The 16,994-nt window shown below is 64.5% G+C and carries 16 protein-coding genes; 1 reads left to right on the forward strand and 15 read right to left on the reverse strand.

Annotated features, from left to right (window positions below; all coding sequences use genetic code 11):
• Window positions 1-86: 86 nt before the first annotated feature.
• The 3 genes from G3I56_RS15290 to G3I56_RS15300 form a co-directional block, all read right to left on the reverse strand.
• Window positions 87-2,474: a phage tail tape measure protein gene (locus G3I56_RS15290; protein WP_164409525.1), complete on the reverse strand. Its 2,388-nt coding sequence runs from the start codon at window positions 2,472-2,474 to the stop codon at window positions 87-89.
• Between the two features lie 385 nt (window positions 2,475-2,859).
• Entirely contained in the window at window positions 2,860-3,171 is a 312-nt protein-coding gene (locus G3I56_RS15295) for a hypothetical protein (protein WP_164409526.1), read from the reverse strand.
• Window positions 3,172-3,213: 42 nt separating this feature from the next.
• A complete protein-coding gene (locus G3I56_RS15300; protein ID WP_164409527.1) occupies window positions 3,214-3,756 on the reverse strand; it encodes a hypothetical protein in 543 nt (180 codons plus the stop codon).
• Between the two features lie 83 nt (window positions 3,757-3,839).
• Here G3I56_RS15300 and G3I56_RS15305 point away from each other — a divergent pair, with 83 nt between their 5' ends.
• Window positions 3,840-4,391, forward strand: a complete 552-nt coding sequence (locus G3I56_RS15305; protein WP_164409528.1) for a hypothetical protein — start codon at window positions 3,840-3,842, stop codon at window positions 4,389-4,391.
• Window positions 4,392-4,398: 7 nt separating this feature from the next.
• Here the strand turns inward: G3I56_RS15305 and G3I56_RS15310 are convergent, their stop codons facing one another.
• The 12 genes from G3I56_RS15310 to G3I56_RS15370 all read right to left on the reverse strand — a co-directional run bounded on the left by G3I56_RS15310 (window position 4,399) and on the right by G3I56_RS15370 (window position 16,765).
• Entirely contained in the window at window positions 4,399-4,785 is a 387-nt protein-coding gene (locus G3I56_RS15310; protein ID WP_164409529.1) for a hypothetical protein, read from the reverse strand.
• Window positions 4,786-4,802: 17 nt separating this feature from the next.
• A complete protein-coding gene (locus G3I56_RS15315; RefSeq protein WP_239134907.1) occupies window positions 4,803-5,009 on the reverse strand; it encodes a hypothetical protein in 207 nt (68 codons plus the stop codon).
• A gap of 41 nt (window positions 5,010-5,050) precedes the next feature.
• A complete protein-coding gene (locus G3I56_RS15320; protein ID WP_164409531.1) occupies window positions 5,051-5,395 on the reverse strand; it encodes a hypothetical protein in 345 nt (114 codons plus the stop codon).
• Complete coding sequence (locus G3I56_RS15325; protein ID WP_164409532.1) at window positions 5,392-5,925, reverse strand: hypothetical protein; 534 nt, start codon at window positions 5,923-5,925, stop codon at window positions 5,392-5,394. Before G3I56_RS15325 ends, G3I56_RS15320 begins: the two co-directional genes overlap by 4 nt.
• A gap of 191 nt (window positions 5,926-6,116) precedes the next feature.
• The gene (locus tag G3I56_RS15330; protein WP_164409533.1) at window positions 6,117-7,061 is read right to left on the reverse strand and encodes a major capsid protein; all 945 of its coding nucleotides are present in this window, start codon (window positions 7,059-7,061) and stop codon (window positions 6,117-6,119) included.
• A gap of 75 nt (window positions 7,062-7,136) precedes the next feature.
• Window positions 7,137-7,730: a hypothetical protein gene (locus tag G3I56_RS15335; protein ID WP_164409534.1), complete on the reverse strand. Its 594-nt coding sequence runs from the start codon at window positions 7,728-7,730 to the stop codon at window positions 7,137-7,139.
• Between the two features lie 11 nt (window positions 7,731-7,741).
• Window positions 7,742-8,599, reverse strand: a complete 858-nt coding sequence (locus G3I56_RS15340) for a hypothetical protein (protein ID WP_239134908.1) — start codon at window positions 8,597-8,599, stop codon at window positions 7,742-7,744.
• A gap of 122 nt (window positions 8,600-8,721) precedes the next feature.
• Window positions 8,722-10,137, reverse strand: coding sequence for a phage portal protein (locus G3I56_RS15345; RefSeq protein WP_164409536.1), 1,416 nt, complete (start codon window positions 10,135-10,137; stop codon window positions 8,722-8,724).
• A 53-nt stretch (window positions 10,138-10,190) separates the two neighbouring features.
• Window positions 10,191-11,888 (reverse strand): terminase TerL endonuclease subunit, encoded by a 1,698-nt coding sequence (locus G3I56_RS15350; protein WP_164409537.1) that lies wholly within the window; start codon window positions 11,886-11,888, stop codon window positions 10,191-10,193.
• Entirely contained in the window at window positions 11,869-12,351 is a 483-nt protein-coding gene (locus tag G3I56_RS15355; RefSeq protein WP_164409538.1) for a P27 family phage terminase small subunit, read from the reverse strand. Before G3I56_RS15355 ends, G3I56_RS15350 begins: the two co-directional genes overlap by 20 nt.
• A 1,590-nt stretch (window positions 12,352-13,941) precedes the next feature.
• Window positions 13,942-14,310, reverse strand: a complete 369-nt coding sequence (locus G3I56_RS15365) for an HNH endonuclease signature motif containing protein (RefSeq protein ID WP_164409540.1) — start codon at window positions 14,308-14,310, stop codon at window positions 13,942-13,944.
• Window positions 14,311-15,004: 694 nt separating this feature from the next.
• The gene (locus G3I56_RS15370; protein ID WP_164409541.1) at window positions 15,005-16,765 is read right to left on the reverse strand and encodes a recombinase family protein; all 1,761 of its coding nucleotides are present in this window, start codon (window positions 16,763-16,765) and stop codon (window positions 15,005-15,007) included.
• Window positions 16,766-16,994 lie beyond the last annotated feature (229 nt).

Below are 16,994 nucleotides of genomic sequence, written 5' to 3' on the forward strand. Positions count from 1 at the left end.
AGATCGGGCGAACGCTCGAACCTGGACGCACCGTCCCGGATCTCACGCAGACTTCCGGGACGACCGATCCACATACTCAACTGCCTTCACCTCCTGTCGAGTTGACGTTTTCCGAGCGCCGCAACGCGGGCTAGTTCCTGCTCCCCGACGCGCAACACGATGTCCCGCATATTCAGCTTCTTGACCTCCGTCAGGAAGTCCCAGAAATCTTCATGCTGCGTTGGGTCGTACTTCGGTGCGGGGGCTGTCCACTTCGGCACGCGGAAGTGGCTCGGGGCTTGCACCATCATGCGAATGCGAGCGTCCAACTTCCGCTGCCCCTGGTCGATTCCATCGATGACACCCGCGGGAATCCACTTGCCGATCTGGTCCCGCATGAGCGTGGACGGAGAGTTGATCCCAAGTGCGTCGGCGATCGGTCCGGGGATGGAAGACTTGGCCCAAGAGATCAGCTTGTCCCGGAGCCATCCGCCCATATTGCGGACGCCTTCCCACAGACCGCGCACCAGGTCCGCGCCCTGGTCGACCAGAAGTCGCCCGAAGCTGCCGAGCGCTTTTCCGATCCGGCCCGGCAGCCCGCGCATATAGTCCGTGAACTCCCCGATCTTCTTACGGGACTGCCGTCCGAACTCGGCAATGAAACGAACGCTGTCGACGAACGCCGTGCCGAGCTTTCCGACGAACCCGATGACGTTGCCGATCCAGTCGATACCGGTACCCAACGCCGTGAACAACGCTGAGAACACCGGGCCGGCGAGCCGCAGCAGGACCGGAATGGCGGCCCCAAGAATTTTGGCCGCAAGCTGTGCGACCCACGTAATGATCGTGGCCACTACGGCAATGACGGGCTGTGCTTTCTGTACGAGATCAGAAAGTTTCTGGCCGATCATCTGCACGGCGGGCACAACCCGTGTGGTCACGAATTTGGCCAGTGCCGAAAGGATCGGCTGTAGGTTCTCCAGGATCGCCGTATAGATCCGCATAGCGGCGGGGTAAAGGTACTGTGTGAAGATCAGGGCAAGGTTCGTAAAGACCGGAGCGAGCGCCCCGTAAATGGCCCCGTAAAGCGCCATGACTGCCGGGATGATCTGCCCGGACACGACGGACCAAACGCCTTGCAGAGCGGGGAGAACGCTGGTTTGGAATTGCGTCACCAGCGCGGACGCACTCGGTGCGAGAGTATCGCGAATGGAGATACCAAGCCCCATGACCATCTGTCCGAGCCCGGCTATGGACGCACCCCCGGCACCCGAAGCGAACGAGCCGAAGAACCCCCCGACCACATCCTTTGCGGTGCTGAGAGCGGGCCCTAGTACATCCTTGGCGGTCGACGCAAAGGATATGAGCGGCGGCAACACTTCGTTGCCGATGAAATTCGACAGAGCAACTTGGGCAGTCCGCTTGAACTGTTCAATCTTGGCCGACGCGTTGTTGTGTAGCGCGTCGCCCATGCGGTCGGCAGCCCCGGCGGTTTCACCCATTGCCTTGACAGCAGTGGACGGGTCCAGAGCGTAAAGGGCTTGCCCGAGATCCTCGGCTTTCGTTCCGAAAAGCCCGACAGCCGCCGCGTTCTTTTCGGCGGGGTCCTTTATGGCTTTGATGCCGTCTAGGACTTGCTGCAATCCCTCGCGGGCACCGGGACCTCCCGCGGCTATCTTGCGGGTCATCTCCTCGGCACTAAGTCCGATTGCCTCGTATGCCGCCGTGCTGGACGCGCTGCCATCCGTCGCCCGGATCTGAAATTCTTTCAGCGAGTCAGCGATCGTATCCGTATCCCGCGCACCCGCCTGCATTCCCTGGGACATGAGCCCCACGGCATCCGCAGCGGACAACCCGAGATCACGGAATTTGGTGCTGTACTCGTTGAACGTGTCCGCCATGTCATCGGCACGCGGACCCATCTTTTGCATCCCCGCCGTGAGGATATCCAGGGCTTCCGTGCCGTCCTTTGCCAGACCGTTTTTAAGGATCTGCCCGACGGCATTACTTGTCTGCCCTAGGTCCAGTTCGAAGGTATCGGCGAGGTCTGACACCTTGCCGGTTATCTCTTCGATTTGGGCGTTAGTCGCCTCCGGCGGAAGGATGCCCGCTCGCATGATTCCGGAGACCGCCGCCGCGGCATCCTCCACGGAATCCGTGATGCCATGGGCGTACAACTGTCCGGCAGCTTCGCCGTAACGTTTCGCTTCGGCTGGTGTGCTGCCTAGGGATGCCTGGATCTTGCCGTTAATGGCTGTCTGGTCCAGCGCATCCATGAACCCTTTTGCGAGAACTGCCGCCGCCGCGATACCTACGGCAGCAAGCCCGCCCTTAAGGACTCCACCCATTTCCCCGGTGAAGCCCTCGCCGGCTGTCTGCCCGCCCTCTTGTCCCGCCGCTTCGGACGGGCCGGTTACCTGCCTTTGCAGTTCCCCGGCGAATCCCTGTACTTCCGGAACGAGCGACACATAGCCCATTCCGACTTCCACGGCCATTAGTCGCCCCCCGTTCCCGGCTGGAACTGCACGAGATATGCGGCAACTTCCTGGGGGCTTCGTGTGGTCCGGCCGATGCGATCCGAACGGATACCGGGCCGCGGAATCGGCAGGGGGCGACGGCTCGGGGACTTGGCCCCGGCATTCCCTCGCTGCCAATTGGCTTCGGCGAGCCGGTCATGCAGTGCGGCGAGTAGCTGTGTTTCCAGGGTCCAGCCGGAATCTTCTCCGGCCATTTCCCGACCTAGCGCGGAATCGGCGGGAAGGTTCACCACCAGGGCGCGCACCCGCCGCCATGTGAGCCCGGAATCGGGCCGGAACAGGTCTCGAATATCGGTGCGGTAGTAGCGTTGGAAGTCGGCTTCTATGGCCTCCCCGTGCTCTGTCAGGAGTCGGCAGAGGCCGGCGATTCCCCCACCGGGGCACCCTCATGGTTCTGCCACTGCCGGAACAGTTCACCGAGCGCGGCGAGGGGCAGGGGCAGTTCATCGAAGCGGGCCCACTGGTCACCGAGACCCGCAGTAAGCAAGGACTCAATGTCCTCGGGGCTCGGCGCACTGACGTTGACACTCTTCAGAATGCTCTTGTCCAGCTCACCCGCCGGAACAAGCGCGAAGGTACGGCCGGAAACCTCGAACCGGAAAGGCTCACGCCGAGCCTCATTGATCCATACGTCAAGGTTGAAAGTATCGCTCACTGTGATTTTCTCCTAGGGATAAAGGAACGCTCGGCGGGTCGCTTAAGCTGCGGGTTCCGCACCCCAGGACGGGTCATCGCTGTACTTGATTGCCACCACGCCATCCGTACCGGGATAGGCGGTAATGGTCAGCTCGTACGCAATGGCTTCGTCACCCTTGTACGTGATATCGCCGGTCTCGGTAACCTCGCCGTCCGGGACGACAATGCGGACATGCGAATTACCGTCGATCACGTCGAATCCGAACTGTCGCCGGTCCGGTCCCGGTGCCTTGACCGCAAGCACGGACTTGCCGGACGTGGTGACCACCTTGGAACCCTTGTGGTACAGCTCAAGAACGGTCTTGCTCGTCTCGATGGCGGTGAACTGAAACGTCATCTCGGACGAGCTGATGACCTTTCGGACGGTCTGCCCGCCCTGCCATCCCTTGATTTCCGTGGTGTCGGCAGAGTTGGACTCGGTAATGCCGTCATCCGAGATCCAGCCGATATCGGTTGCGGTGCTCGGCCATGCGGTTGTTGCGTCGGTCGGCTTGACGGAGGTAAGCGGAGCCACGTACGCGGCACCGGTAATCGCAACGCGCACGGCGTTAGCGTTTAGAGGCATGGGTGTCCCTTTGTGTGGTAATAGGTGGAATGCGCTCGTCCGGCAAGCGATAGAGTTGCCCTATGGACGCAGGAATAGCCGCGGTAAGCGGTGCACTGGCTGGCTCGGTGGCAACCATCGGGGCGGCATTTGCAACAGGTTGGTGGCAACGCGAGAACACGCGAATAACCGCCCGTGCCGCATATCGCAAGGATCAGCGGCAGCCCCGTTATGACGCCTATAAGTCGCTCATCCGCCATGGCGACGCCCTATCGAACGTCTTCCTCATGGGCGCTTACGATTCAGATATGGCTGACGCTGCGGCCGAAAAGTTGACGCACATCGAGGAAGCATGGCTAGAGATCAGCCTGCTCGGGCCAGCATCTGTGCTCACCGTGAGTCGGTCTGTTCACCGAAAGTCGCAAGCGCTCGTATTCAAGATTGAAAGCTGCGCTGGAACTGGCGAACTGCCTGGGGCATCAGAGGAAACCGCAAATCCCAACAGTGCATACCAGCACTACCTACGGCTTATCGGAGAAGTTGAGCAATTGAGTATGGAACTAGCTGTGACTCTGGTGGATTTCTCCGAAGCGGCACAGATAGCAATAGGCAACGACGGAAGCGGAGTTCCCTAAGCCGGGGTCACTTAAGCGGAACCCCGCGCATGTGGACTTCCGCAGCGAACGCATAGCGAGGCTGTGTCGACTCGGGGTCGGGAAGCCACTGCGGGCCCCCGACTTCCGTCACGGTGTAGACCGTCACCCCGTCACGGACACCGGGAATCGCCCCGAGTAACCCGCGGACCAGGGCGCAAAGGTCGTGCGCGTCCGCTTCGGTGGCTGCCCACGCGTGGAAGTCCAGCCGGGCCCGGTCCGACACGACCGTCTGTTGCAGTCCGCCGAGCCGTTCCACGCGGACGAACCGCGAGGGGCGGGGCGAGGGGATGCGGGACACCACGGGGACGGGCTCGCCGGCTGCCGCGAGAGCAGATCGGAGATAGCCCGTCACCACGGCCACGGCATCCGGCATGACGACTACGGGGCGGCTCAATCGGCACCGTCCAGCCCGCGGAGCAGTGCCCGCCGAGTGCCTTCCGCATCCCGCTGTTTCTCGTAGTTGCCGATCACGGCAGCACGCCAACGGCGGGTGCCTAGTGCCGAGTCGGTGCGGAAGCCGCCCCCGTCCGAGCCCGCAGATTCCGCGATGCGTTCGGCGATACGGCGCACTTCGGCCCCGGTTTCGGGCGTGCGCATAAGGCTGTTGATCCCAGACCGGTTCGGGCGAAAGCGTCGGCTCATCCGGACACCTCCTTTAGGCGGGCTTCGGTGTGGTGGTGTCGGCCCGAGAGCGTCCAGCGGGCAACGTCTCCGTCCACGTCCAGCAACCGCCCGAGCGCAACCACCCGGTCCCCTGGTGCTAGGTCGATATCGACTCCGCGGCGGGTGATCAGCCGCCACCCGGAGACCACAACGGGGCGGTCTCCGCCGTCCTCGGTGGACGCGTCGGGCTGGACAGCAACCCGCCGGACGGTCGTCCTGGTGGCGTTCGCCCAATCGCGTACGGACGTGGTGTTGCCGTACCGGTCCACCACGAACGGCGCGCGTACGAGCACGACGGTTTGGGAGTAGTGGACGCTCACCGCAGCCCCACCACCGATACGCGCTTGCGGTACCGGGCGAGTAGGTCCCGGTCCGCGGGGGCGAGGGATGCCCCGATGGTCTCGGCGGAGTAGGTGACGCTCGCGGAGCCGACCGACTCTTGACGGAGATCGGCGGGGTTCGTGAGCACTCGGCCCGAGAGGGTGAGCACAACCGCGAGCACGTCACCGGGCACGGCTGCATACCCGTGCGTGTACGTGACGGTCACGGGCTGGTCGTCGGGCACGCGCAACCGGTCCCGGACGAGCTGCCACCGGTCCGGGGCGAGCGGCTTACCGGCGACCGTGACCCCCTGTACGGAGACCACGGGACGTTGCGGAAGCACCGCCCACCCCTCGCGCGGGTACAGCAGTGCCGAGCTGGTGCCCCTGGTGAATGACTGCCGGGCTTCGCGGCGCACGATGGCGGACGCCACGTCCAGCACCATCGAAGCCGACGCGGGCAGCTCGTCCGGCTCGCGTTGCATCCACGCGGCCAACTGGCCCGACGTGGCGAGGGCGGGCAGTTCCATACCGGCCCCCTCTTACTTGACTGTCTGAGCGGCGCACGCCAGACACCGCGTGACGGTTCGTGCCACCCCGTCCGAGTCGAGAACCGGGAAGCTCTCGATCCGGGTCGGGGCGTTGCACGAATCCGTGTGCGGGATCTTCGGGGCGGACGCTGCGGCACGCTTACGCGGCGGCAATTCCGTACCCCTTCCGGCTACTTGGCGAGGACGCCGTTAAGGCGCGCGGCACCCTTGCCACCGAACACGGCGAGCCCGCAGTAGAACTCGATGCGGGTGCGGTAGGCGGGCTTGGTCTCAAGCTGTCCGAGGTCATCGACCATGACCCCGCCGTTGGTGAGACCGGTCACGGCCTGGTCGTCCTCGGTCTGGCCGAAGCGCACGGCGTAGATGCTGGACGCGTCCGCTGCCGTGCCCTGCGTCTCGGTCTGCGGGAGGATGTCCGCACCCGCGGCAGTCTGGCCGGGGTCGAGCAGCGGAACGCCGTTGTAGGTGGCGACGAGCTTTCCGGTAATCGCCTCCTTGACCATGTCGAAGCCGCCGAGCCGGCGAGTGCTGGAACGAATCTTCGCGATGATCTGCCGGTTGGCGTACAGAGCGCCGTTCGAGCTGTTCAGGCCCGGCACGGAGCCAACGAGAGTGTCCAGAAGGTCAAGGAACTCGTGACCACCAGCGACCGGCCCGAGCCCATTGACACCGGACGAAATGACCTGAGCGCCGGTCAGTCGCTTACGCAGACCGTCAAAGGACTTGGCGTCCGTCGCCACGTCACCGTTGAAAAACGTGTCCTGGAACTTGTACGCGGCTGCCTTGACCTTCATGCGGGTCTGTACGGCCCGCTGGTCGTTCAGGTTGCCGCGGGTCTGGACGATGAAACGGTCAACGTCGGCATCCCCGCCGAGAATGACCAGGCTTTCCGACTTCTGGTTCACCGTGCCGGTGCTCTCGGTGTACGCCTCGTTGACGCTTCGGAAAGCCACGCCCGGCAGCGTCGCTTCCTCGTTGTAGCTGTAGCTGTTGCCCTCGATGGGCATCAGCGGGATTCGGTCCAGAATGCTGGACTCCTGAACGAACAGCTCAATTACGCCACGCTGGAGATTCGTGGAGCTGAGCTTGGCGGACTCGGCGAGCGAAAGCGCCATGGATTACCCCTCCATTTGGGCATGAAAAAAGGGGCACACGTTGCGTGTGACCCTCGGAATTGGTGTGATGCGGAGTTAGCCGGCCGTGCCGTACGCGTCCCGGAGCCGGTCAAACGGGGTGGCGGGCTCGTCCTTCGCTTCGGTGCTTCCGCGCTGCCCCGAGCCCACGTCACCCCACGGGGCCGGGCTCGTCGAAGCGGTGTCCGCAGCGAGCGCAAGATACGGCTTGTCCTTGACGAGCTGGTCCAGCGCGGCAGTTACCGCGGCGGTGTCCACGTCCCCGCTCTCGCCGATCAGTCCGGCGACGTCCACCAGGGCGAGAGCGTCCGCCGGATCACGGAGCCGACCAGCGGCAGCCGCTCGAATCTCGGCGCGGACGAGCTGCCCCGTGAACTCGGTTCGGATCTCCTCGCGGAGCGCGTCAAGGTCGCCCGGCTTCTGTGCAGCGTTCGACCGGCGGAGCCGAGTTGCTTCCGCTTCGGCGGTCTCGGCGCGCTTCTCGGCAGCCGTTCGCGCGGTGCGCTCGGCGGACAACTCGTCCCCGCCCTGGTCGCCCGGCTTCGGTTCGCCCTGGTCGCCGGGCTTGGTGCCCTGGTCGTTCTTGGGCTCGCCCTGGTCGCCCTCGCCGGGCTTCGGCTCCGGACCGTTCGGGTTTGGGTCGTTGGGCATGGGTGCCCCTCCTATGTGATGTATCCGTGTTTCTTCAACATGGCTATTTGGTGCTCGCGGTTGTCACCAGCGAGTTTGAAGATGGTTTCCGGCATCAACCGGGCTTCCTTAGCCCGCTCGTATCGGTTGCCGGGGGTCTTTTCAAAACCCGAGTTGAACGCTTTGCCGCCGATCCCGCGTTTCGTGGTGCCTTCCGTGGTGACCTTTAGCGGTCCCCGTCCGGTGACAGCCGTAGCCATTCCTCGGCGGGCATTGACGATCTGCCCCAAGTCCGCCCCGGATTCAAGGGCTTTGACCCCTGCGGGTCCGAGCCGCTTCCGCTGTTCCTCGGGGCTCATTTGCCGCACCAGGGCTTCCGGGGTGCTCGTCTGCTTCCACTCGGCATCCGTCATGGGCTCCATACCGCAGTCACAGCGGGGGTGCCTCTTGAAGCCTGTTGAGTAGCTGTACTGACGACCGGACAGCAGAATGCAGCGGACGCATGCGGGCAGCTTGACCACCCGCACATACGAGATACACCGGGGCTCGGCAGCCATGGACACGAACGTTGCCGCCCTCGCGGTGTCCGCTATCTGCGTGCCCACCATGGTTGCGATCTGATTCAGCCCGGCAAGGGAAGCGACTTCCGCGGACTGTCCTGCCGCGAGGGCTTGCGCGGTGCGAATCGCCGGAAGGTACAGCAGCGTTGCGAGCGGACGAGCGTCCGACGCAATGCCGACCAGAGCCCCCGGATTGAGCATGGCGACCGGTCCGGCTGCCGCACCTTGGGCGAGCATGGAAGCCGTGACAAAGGCTTGCGCCCCTTGTGCCGCGGAGAGCTGCCCCGCCATCACAGCGGCGAGGATCTGCCGCCCGGTTTCGCCCTGCATGGCGGACAAGATGCGGTCCGGAGTCACGTCCCGCCAAAGAGCTTGGACGGCTGCCACAACGCCCCGCGCGATGCTCTGCGTCTCCAAGTACCGGGCTGCCGCTAGCTCTGACGCACGGCTCATTACGCGGCGTCCGGCAACTCGTCTGCGGGCTCGTCCTGGTCGGGCTTCGGGCCGTACAGATCGGCGATGCTTCCGCCGAGAATTGCCGCGGCCTGGTCGTTGCGCATCCGCTTCCACCGGTCGATCTCGTCCGGGGTGACACCGGGAATCCGCTCCCACAGCGCCTCGTCCGGGACACCGATGGACTTCAACTTGACCAGGGCATCCGAGTACTGCGAGTCCGAACGGAACTGGGGGTCACGCCACACCACGGAACCGAGCGCGAGGGAAGCCGCGCGCTTGTCCTCGCCGGCTGCCAGCGCTTCAAGCCGCATGATCTCGCGGAGCCCCGCACCGAAGTGCCGTTGGCGCTCCATGACCTTTGCGACTAGACCGGCTTCGGAAGCCGCGAGAGCGTCCGCCGAGACGTTGACGAGCTGCCCCGTCAGGTACGTGGCGGGGGTGCGAGTCTGCGAAGCGATGTGTTCAACCGCAGCGTCAATGACCTTGAGATAGTTGCCGAGATCAGCGGCAGAGAACTCCGCGATACGCGCGGTGTCCTTCTCCAGCCACAGCAGACGGTCCGAACGGAACCGGTCTAGCGGCTCGTCCTCCTCGCCGACGACTTCCCCGGACTCCGGGTCAACGATCTCCCGTACGGGCCGGTCCATGCCGAGCACTGCCCGAGCCGGAAGCGCTAGGTAGTCGCTCGCGGTCATCAGGTGGGCCCACAAGGTGTTGACCGCATCCTGTAGCGGCAGCACCGTCACAAGCTCGGAGCGCGGTTTCCCGTGCAGCCGTGCCCGGTTGGGGAGTTCGACCAGCGGCACCACGCCGAGCCGGTTGGGAATGTGCGACGGCTCGCCGCGGGACAGTCCCACGGTGCGGCCAGTCCACTCCTGACTACGTCCTCGCCGCTGCCACCGGTACACCATGTCCGGGGTGAACAGCGTTGCGAACTCCCATTGCCCGTCACGCCACGTCTTGAGACCCGCCGAGCGGAGCCGACGACGACCAGGCACATACTCGACAATCGCATTCGCGGCATGCTCGAACGTGATCTCTGTGTTGATGCCGTCCGGCTTCCACACCAGGGCATAGGACCGACCGGTAATCAGCGCTTCCAGCAGCGCTAGACCAATCTCAACATCACATTCCGAGCGGCGCCACGCCTTCCCCGCGGCGTGATCAATAGACCCGTCTTCCAGCCGGAAGCCGATCGGCATAAGCCGTTCAACAGTGGCGTCCGGTACGGTCGCGCACCAGTTATCGGAAAAATCCTTGAACAGCTCCCCGGCTTGGGCGTTGAACTCGGGGCTCGCGAACAGCAGCGGCCGTCTACCCTCGTACGCGTCCGACCACTTGCGGGCTTCGTTCTTCCGGCGCTCAATCTTCGCGCGGAGCCGGACCGTCATCTGTAGCGGAGTCTCCGCCATGCATCCCCCCTTGGGCATGAAAAAGCCCCGTCGGCAGGAACCCGAACGGGGTGTTAGGCACTCGCAGCGCGAGGACGTTTCAGCGGTCTTCGCACGTAGCCGTCCAGTGCCATGACCGCAGCGGCGATGCCGTCGATACGGGCGGATGACTTCCCGCGGTCCGGCTTGACCGGTCGCATGTTGTCGTTGCCGTCCCGATAGACCTCCACCACGGACGCGTTCCAGCGGAGCACCGGGTTACCCCCGTGACGTATCCGCCCCTCGCGCAAGAGTCGTTCAAGTTCCTTGCAACCGGGCGACATGCCCAAGTAGGTCTGTGCGATCGGAACCACGTCGACCCCGCGCGTCTTGGCCTCGATGCGCTGGACGAGCTGCCCGGCAAACATCCGGTCATAGCTGATCCGCTGGACGTCCAGCCGGCGACAGTCCGCAATGATCTGCTGTTCAATCGCGTCGTAATCGATCGCGTCGCCCTCGGTGAGCGTGAGCAGACCGTCCGAAGCCCATTGCCGGATCGGAACCTGTAGCTGTTGCTCCAACTCGTCCGCGCGTTCCTCGGGCAACCAGAACCGAGAGATCAGTTCCAACTCAACACCAGGCACACGGGATTCAACCGCGAGGACCCAAGCCGAAAGGTCGGACACTGCGGATAGGTCCACCCCGCCCCAGGCCCGCCGGTACCGGAACGACTTGTCATTGACCGCCCCGTTGTTCTCGTCCCACAGTGAGAGCGGCAGCCAACGGCTAGCAGCTCGCATACGGCGATTGAGGGACAAGCGGCAGAACGTAGGAAAGTAACTCGGGGTGGACTTGGCCTTGTTGGCTTCCCGCCGCATGTAGGCGAGCGAGGGGGAAGCGCCAAGCCCCGGATTCGCCTTCCGCCACGTGCTCTCGGCGAACGGGTCGTCTTTCTCCTCGGCAGCCCAAATGACCCCGTAGTGACCAGGGTCGGTAACGATCCCGTCCGCGCAACGGCGGGTGTAGGTGTGTTTCTCGTCGTAAATGCTGCCCTCGGTGCCCTCATCGGCAGTCGTAATGTAGATGACCAACGGCTGATCTCGGGCACCCGTCCCGGTCTCGATAGCGTCGATAAGGTCCCGGCGCTTGTGCACATGGACTTCATCAACAATCGCGCCGGACACGTTCAGCCCATGGGCAGTCTCGGCAATCTTGGACAGCGCGCGGAAGATACCGCCGGTCCGCGGGACTCGGATAAGCCCCCGCAGAACCTCTACGCGGCCCCGTACGGCTCGGGAAGTCAGAGCCATACGCTTAGCGTCGTCAAAGACGCGTTCGGCTTGTGGAAGCGATCCGGCAGCCGCGTATACCTCCGCCCCGATCTCCCGATCCGCGAGCAACAGCACCAGACCGATACCGCTGGACAAGGTGGACTTGCCGTTCTTCCGCGGAACCTCAATCCACGCCGAGCGGATGACCCGCACCGCACGCCCCAACTCGGGTTCATACGCGAGCCAACCGAAGATCGGGGCGATCACCCACACCACTTGCCAGGGTGCCAGCCGCAGCCTCGCGTTACCCCAACGGCCTTTGGTGTGCTTGAACGACTGGATAGCGTCAATGGCTCGCCGAGCGGCTGCCACGTCGAAATACGCGCCCGGTGCGTCCGCTGCCTGATGAGCAACGACCAACGGGCGGGACTCCCGCGCTTCGGCTATCTCGTCCTCGGACAAGCCGAGTTCGTACAGCGCGTCCAGCGGGACGGGCAGATCGTCAGTCGAATATGTCTCCATCGTCGCCCCCGCTGAATTCCGGCGGGGTGATCCGGGTTGCCGACGCGGGACTAAGCCCCAACTCTCCCACCAGCGAGCGGAAATGACTCCGATACTGGTGGGCAATCGTCACCCATGGACTCTTAACGTTCCCGCGCTCTGTCTCGACTACCAGTCCGGTTCGAGATAGCTCCCGCTCTGCCTGCCACAGACGAGCGACTGTTACGCAATACTCAATGGCCGTTTCCCGCTGCGAGTCGGTTAGGCCGGCTGCCACCACCAGGGCGGGAATCGTCCTCGCCCATACGTCCGCTGCCTTCTCTCGCACATCCACCGAGAGCGAGCCGGGCAGCAACTCGGACCAGTCTGGTTCGACGGGTTCCAGCGGGGCGAAACGCGCGCCCTCGGAATTGCGGTCCTCGCGGAACGTGCCTTCACGGACGGCTTGCATGTGAGATTTCGGCTTTCGCCCCGGAACGCTCATTCCTGGACCTCCTCGGCTAGCGATCGTTCTTCTTGTTGTTGCAGAGAAAGTGAGCCGCTTGAACGTTGGCCGGTTCGTGAGACCCACCACGAGCAAGCGGCACGATGTGATCGAGGGTCGGCGCCATAGGGGAAGGGACTCGGGAATCCATTTCCAATGACTCTCCACAGAGTTGGCAGGTGTACTTGTCCCGAGTGAATACCCGGGCTCTGTAAACGGGGGCTACGAATGCGGCACGCTCTCGCGCTCGCCTTACGTCCCGTGCATCACTGCGTTGGCACTCGTTCGAGCAATAGGCTTGATACTTGGCAGATGACACAAACGGAGCCGAACAGCGCACGCACTGCCCTGACTGCCAGACACGCTTTCCGCGCTTGCCCGCAGCAGCTACCCGCATCTTGCGCTCTGCTCTGACTCGGTGGCGCGCTTGACTTCCCCTGGTGGAGCACGGGACAGAGCAATAAACCGCAACAGATCTGCGAGTCTCGAACTCCGTCCCGCAATGCCCGCATTGAACAGCCCTAGGCGGGTCAGGCTTCCATATCGGCCGACCTACCTTCGCTGCATATCGGGCAACGCCGTACGTTCGTGCACACGGCTTGCACTCGCCACGTATGCCACCTTTTCGATGCGAGTAGTAATCCCCCAACGGGCGGACTGCACCGCACTTAATGCATGCTTTCTTTAGATCCTTCGACACCAATTCCCCCCGAAAATGGCATGGCGGGACCTAGGTTCGAATTCCTTGCGCCCACCGTTTTAGTTCATTGATCCATGCAAGTTTTTTGCCTCCCTGCCGTTCTTTTGGGGCGAGGGAGGGGGGTCACGCCCTGGTCGGGGGCTCGGGCAAGCGCGGCTTGACCCGTTCGGCAGCCCATCCGCCGGGCTGGTGCTTCGCGGTCTCGCGGTTATGGCACGTTGTGCACAGCGGACGGAGCCGAGACCACGCGTCCGGATCGGACACACCACGTGCGACCAGCGAACGGCGAGACTCGGGGAAGTGGTCGGCAACCGTCGCAACAACGGAGCAGAGCGCGCACCACGGATGCCTGTAGAGGTAGCGCGCCCGGATGCGTTCCCACTTGACCCCGTATCCCTTGGCCGTGGTCGTCCCGCGCTGCTGCTCCGCTTCCTTGGCGTGCTTGGGGCAGCGTCCGCCCGTGGTCAGTTCCGGGCAGCCGGGTACCGAGCAAGGGGGGCGGGGCTTGCGGGGCATGGGGGATCACCTCCGGGCGGGGGTATCGCGTCAGACAGACGGGAATGTCACAACAGCGATGTAACACCGGGGCTCTGGCCGTGCCTCTAGTGCGCGTGGTGCGCTTGACTCATGGCAGGCAACAGGGCGACACAACCGGCTTTCGAACTCCGCTGCGGGGGGCTGCACTTGACTGTTCAGCGCGTGCCCGTGTGGCTCGTCTCGCTGATCGCTACAGCGGTCGGATTCGGTGGCGCATGGTGGACTCATCAATGAGCGGGATGGACGGAATCGAACCGTCTCTACCGCCCGGTTTCAGCACGGGGACCACCCGCACCTACTCGGGGCAGAGTGCACGCCTACACCGCACCCCTTCCGCACCAGGACGAGCCGGGTTAGGGCGGGTCTAGGGCGGTGTCTGTGCGGGGCGTGGCAGCCCCAAAGTCCTCGCCAGTCTTGGCCAAGTGGCAGCCGTGGCAAAGGGGTTGAACGTTCGTGTCCGTGTCCTCGCCACCGAGGGCGAGCGGCTGCACGTGGTCCACGTCCACCAGGTCCGCGAGGACGAGCGACCCGCACCGTGCACAGCGGGCACCACCATGGGCACCGACCAGAGCACGGAGCCGAGTAGCCCCCGAGAACACCCGGACCAGCACCGCACGGCGGACCCGCCGAGCACGAACCGAAGCACGCCGTTCGTAGACCTGGTGGTGACCCTCGCAGCGGCCCCGGTGAGTGGCGGGCTCGGTGCAGTCAACACACCGCATGCTCACCCCCTGGTCGTCGTCCTGGTGCTCGTTATTGCGTGCCCACCCCCGGACTTGAACCGGGGAACTCTGCGGCCGACATCCCCGAGTCGGGGCCGGTACCGCGCACCTCTTCCGTTGGGTCAGTGGGCTTGGCGTTCGTCCTCGCCGGCTCGGCCGGTCCGGACATGTTGGGGAGACCACACGGGCTTACAACCCGTTTCAGCGACTCGCGGACGAGCCGGTTACTCATGGGCGGTGTGATCTCCCCGCGCTCTGCCTCACGACCCCTGCGGCCACCCCGAACGGGTGCGTGGTGCACGGGCAGAGCTGTTGGTGAGGGTGGGCACTCGGTCCGCCGTTTCCGGGCTAGCGGGGTGCGCGGTAGTCCCTGGTCCCTCTCTCGGAAGTAGTAGGGACGGAAGGTCTCCCGCCCTCGGGGCGTTGCTCCCGCTCGTCTACTTGCTTCCGGGAGTAGTAGGGACGGAAGGTCTCCCCGCCGTTCGGGGCCATGACGGGATGACGGTTCGGATGCCGTTTTGGTTTTCTCTCTATTTTTCTATGTGCATTCAAAAAAGTAGGTCTATCCGTCATACCGTCATGGGCTGCCCGCTGGTCGTGCTGCCGTCCCAGACCCCCGAGCGTCCGTGTGCGGGCACAAGACAGCCCCGGCAGTCACGTGGACTACCGGGGCCGTCTCGGGGCCGTACAGGGGCTACGCGAGGACCGGAACCCGGTCGGCGAGGGTGTGCACCGGTTCGGCCGTGGTCTGCGCGAGCCGTGCCACGACACCGGGTATTGCGGGCATGTCCGTGCGGTTGGCTTCGGCTGTCACGTCCGCAGCGGCTACGGCCACACCTTCCGCGGCGGGGTCCAGCTCACCCGTCATGGTGAAGTCCACGCGGGACGTGTCCAGCTTCCGCCATCCACCACGGGTGCCGCGCCGGACGTCCAGCCGCACCCCCGCTTCAATGAGCATGGCTCGTCGGCCCGCTGTGTCTGCGGCTGTCCACTCGTCCGCGAACGTGCGGCCCGTGGGGGTCACGACGCGTTGCGGTTGGACCTTTTCGCGGGTCTCCAGCTCGGCTATGCGGTTGTCCAACGCGTCCGCACGTTCCTGCCATGCCTGCCGCGCGTGCCGGGACTTCTGGCGTCCCTCTTGCTTCTGGTGTTCCTCGAACTCGGCGAGGGTGGCGCGTAGCTCGGGCTCGGGGTCATAGCCCGGAATCTCGACTACGTGTTTCGTCTGGATCGGTCCGACCAGTCGCAGGAACTCGGCGGTTACGTGCTCGTCCACCCAGTCACCCCGGATGTGCGCGGGAGCGTCGCAGTTGCCGCCCCGCGCGTGAAAGTTGCACTTGTAGACAGGGGCTTGGTTCTTCTTGCTCTTCTGTTTGTTCAGGTACATGCGGCCCCCGCACGAGTCGCAGTGGATCACGCGCAACAAAAGCGCGTCGGTGTCCGTGCGGTCCCCGTTCTCGATGCTGCGGGAGCCGAGCAGTGCGCCGATACGGTCGAACTCCTCGCGGGTCATGATCGGTGTTTCGGTGCTCATGATCGGGTTGCCCTGGTCGTCCCGGACTGGCTTGCCCTGGTGCATCTTCCAGCCGAGCAACGTCGGGTTCTTGAGCATCCGGGTTAGCACGGTGGGGTTCCAGTTGAACGCGTCTCGGATGAGTCCCTTGGCTCCGCCGGGCCGTCCACCCTTGGCACGGTTCTGCTTCACTGCCCAGTGATCACGCGGGCTCGGAACCTGGTCCTCATTGAGCCCGATTGCCACGGCGGAAGCGGTCTTGCCTTCCAACAGCTCTCGAACGATTCGCTCAATGATCAGTACGGCGTCCGGGTCGGGTACGAGCGTCCAGCCGACCCCGCCATGTTCCTTGGGCATGGGGGCGGGCATGCAGCCGTACGGGGGCTTGCCGCCACCCCGCCACCGAAGCGGCATCCGGCGCATGGCTGCCATGGCTCCGGTTACTCGGTCGCTGATGCTCTGCGACTCCACTTGGGCGGCAAAGGCAAGCATCATCATCATGAGTTCGGACATGGGGTCCATGGGGTTGCGGAAGTCGAACACCAGCCGACCCCCGCCGATGCCCTCGGCAAAGACCAACATCTTGCGGTGTTGCTTCGCCCACTTCGCTAGGTCGTGCATGTCGCTCATGGACCGGATGGCACGGTCGAAGCGCCACCAGACAAGCGCGTCGAACTCGTCGGGACGGGCGAGCCACTGCCCGAGCGCGGGACGGTCGAACGGGGAAACCTTGCTCGCGGACACGTCAAGGTCCACGGCTTCGCGGAGCCCGTCACCCTCGCCGAACGCGATATTGAGCGAGCCCGCCGCTATGTCGTCGGCTTCGCGCTGCCGCTCGGGGCTGGTGGTCTCGTCCGTGAGTACCGAGAGCCGGACGCACCGCACGCCCCGTAGCGTCTCGGTGTAGACCGTCCCGGCTAGGGGGTTGCGAGTGGTCGTCATCCCCTCGGTAGGGACGGACGGTTCCCCGCTACGGGGCTTGACCAGGACCGATGCCACCATGCCGACACTCCAGAACCGCTAGAACGGAGTGTTGGGAGACCCGGAAGGCAACGAGTTCTGCGTCCTCCGCCCGGCCTGACGCGGCACCTCCCCGCCTGCTCCGCCACGTGCACGCCACCGAAGTCGTCCGCCGCCTCGGCCATGCCTCCCACCTCGGCCCGTCCAGCAA

The organism is Streptomyces sp. SID12488 (genome assembly GCF_010548275.1).
In the GTDB taxonomy this organism is placed as follows: Bacteria; Actinomycetota; Actinomycetes; order Streptomycetales; family Streptomycetaceae; genus Streptomyces.

Coding starts and splice junctions, on each gene's coding strand:
- G3I56_RS15350 (WP_164409537.1), bottom strand. CDS start 11,888: ATGGAGACATATTCGACTGACGATCTGCCCGTCCCGCTGGACGCGCTG.
- G3I56_RS15340 (WP_239134908.1), bottom strand. CDS start 8,599: ATGCAGGGCGAAACCGGGCGGCAGATCCTCGCCGCTGTGATGGCGGGG.
- G3I56_RS15310 (WP_164409529.1), bottom strand. CDS start 4,785: ATGCCGGATGCCGTGGCCGTGGTGACGGGCTATCTCCGATCTGCTCTC.
- G3I56_RS15355 (WP_164409538.1), bottom strand. CDS start 12,351: ATGAGCGTTCCGGGGCGAAAGCCGAAATCTCACATGCAAGCCGTCCGT.
- G3I56_RS15370 (WP_164409541.1), bottom strand. CDS start 16,765: ATGACGACCACTCGCAACCCCCTAGCCGGGACGGTCTACACCGAGACG.
- G3I56_RS15345 (WP_164409536.1), bottom strand. CDS start 10,137: ATGGCGGAGACTCCGCTACAGATGACGGTCCGGCTCCGCGCGAAGATT.
- G3I56_RS15335 (WP_164409534.1), bottom strand. CDS start 7,730: ATGCCCAACGACCCAAACCCGAACGGTCCGGAGCCGAAGCCCGGCGAG.
- G3I56_RS15315 (WP_239134907.1), bottom strand. CDS start 5,009: ATGCGCACGCCCGAAACCGGGGCCGAAGTGCGCCGTATCGCCGAACGC.
- G3I56_RS15365 (WP_164409540.1), bottom strand. CDS start 14,310: ATGCGGTGTGTTGACTGCACCGAGCCCGCCACTCACCGGGGCCGCTGC.
- G3I56_RS15325 (WP_164409532.1), bottom strand. CDS start 5,925: ATGGAACTGCCCGCCCTCGCCACGTCGGGCCAGTTGGCCGCGTGGATG.
- G3I56_RS15330 (WP_164409533.1), bottom strand. CDS start 7,061: ATGGCGCTTTCGCTCGCCGAGTCCGCCAAGCTCAGCTCCACGAATCTC.
- G3I56_RS15290 (WP_164409525.1), bottom strand. CDS start 2,474: ATGGCCGTGGAAGTCGGAATGGGCTATGTGTCGCTCGTTCCGGAAGTA.
- G3I56_RS15305 (WP_164409528.1), top strand. CDS start 3,840: ATGGACGCAGGAATAGCCGCGGTAAGCGGTGCACTGGCTGGCTCGGTG.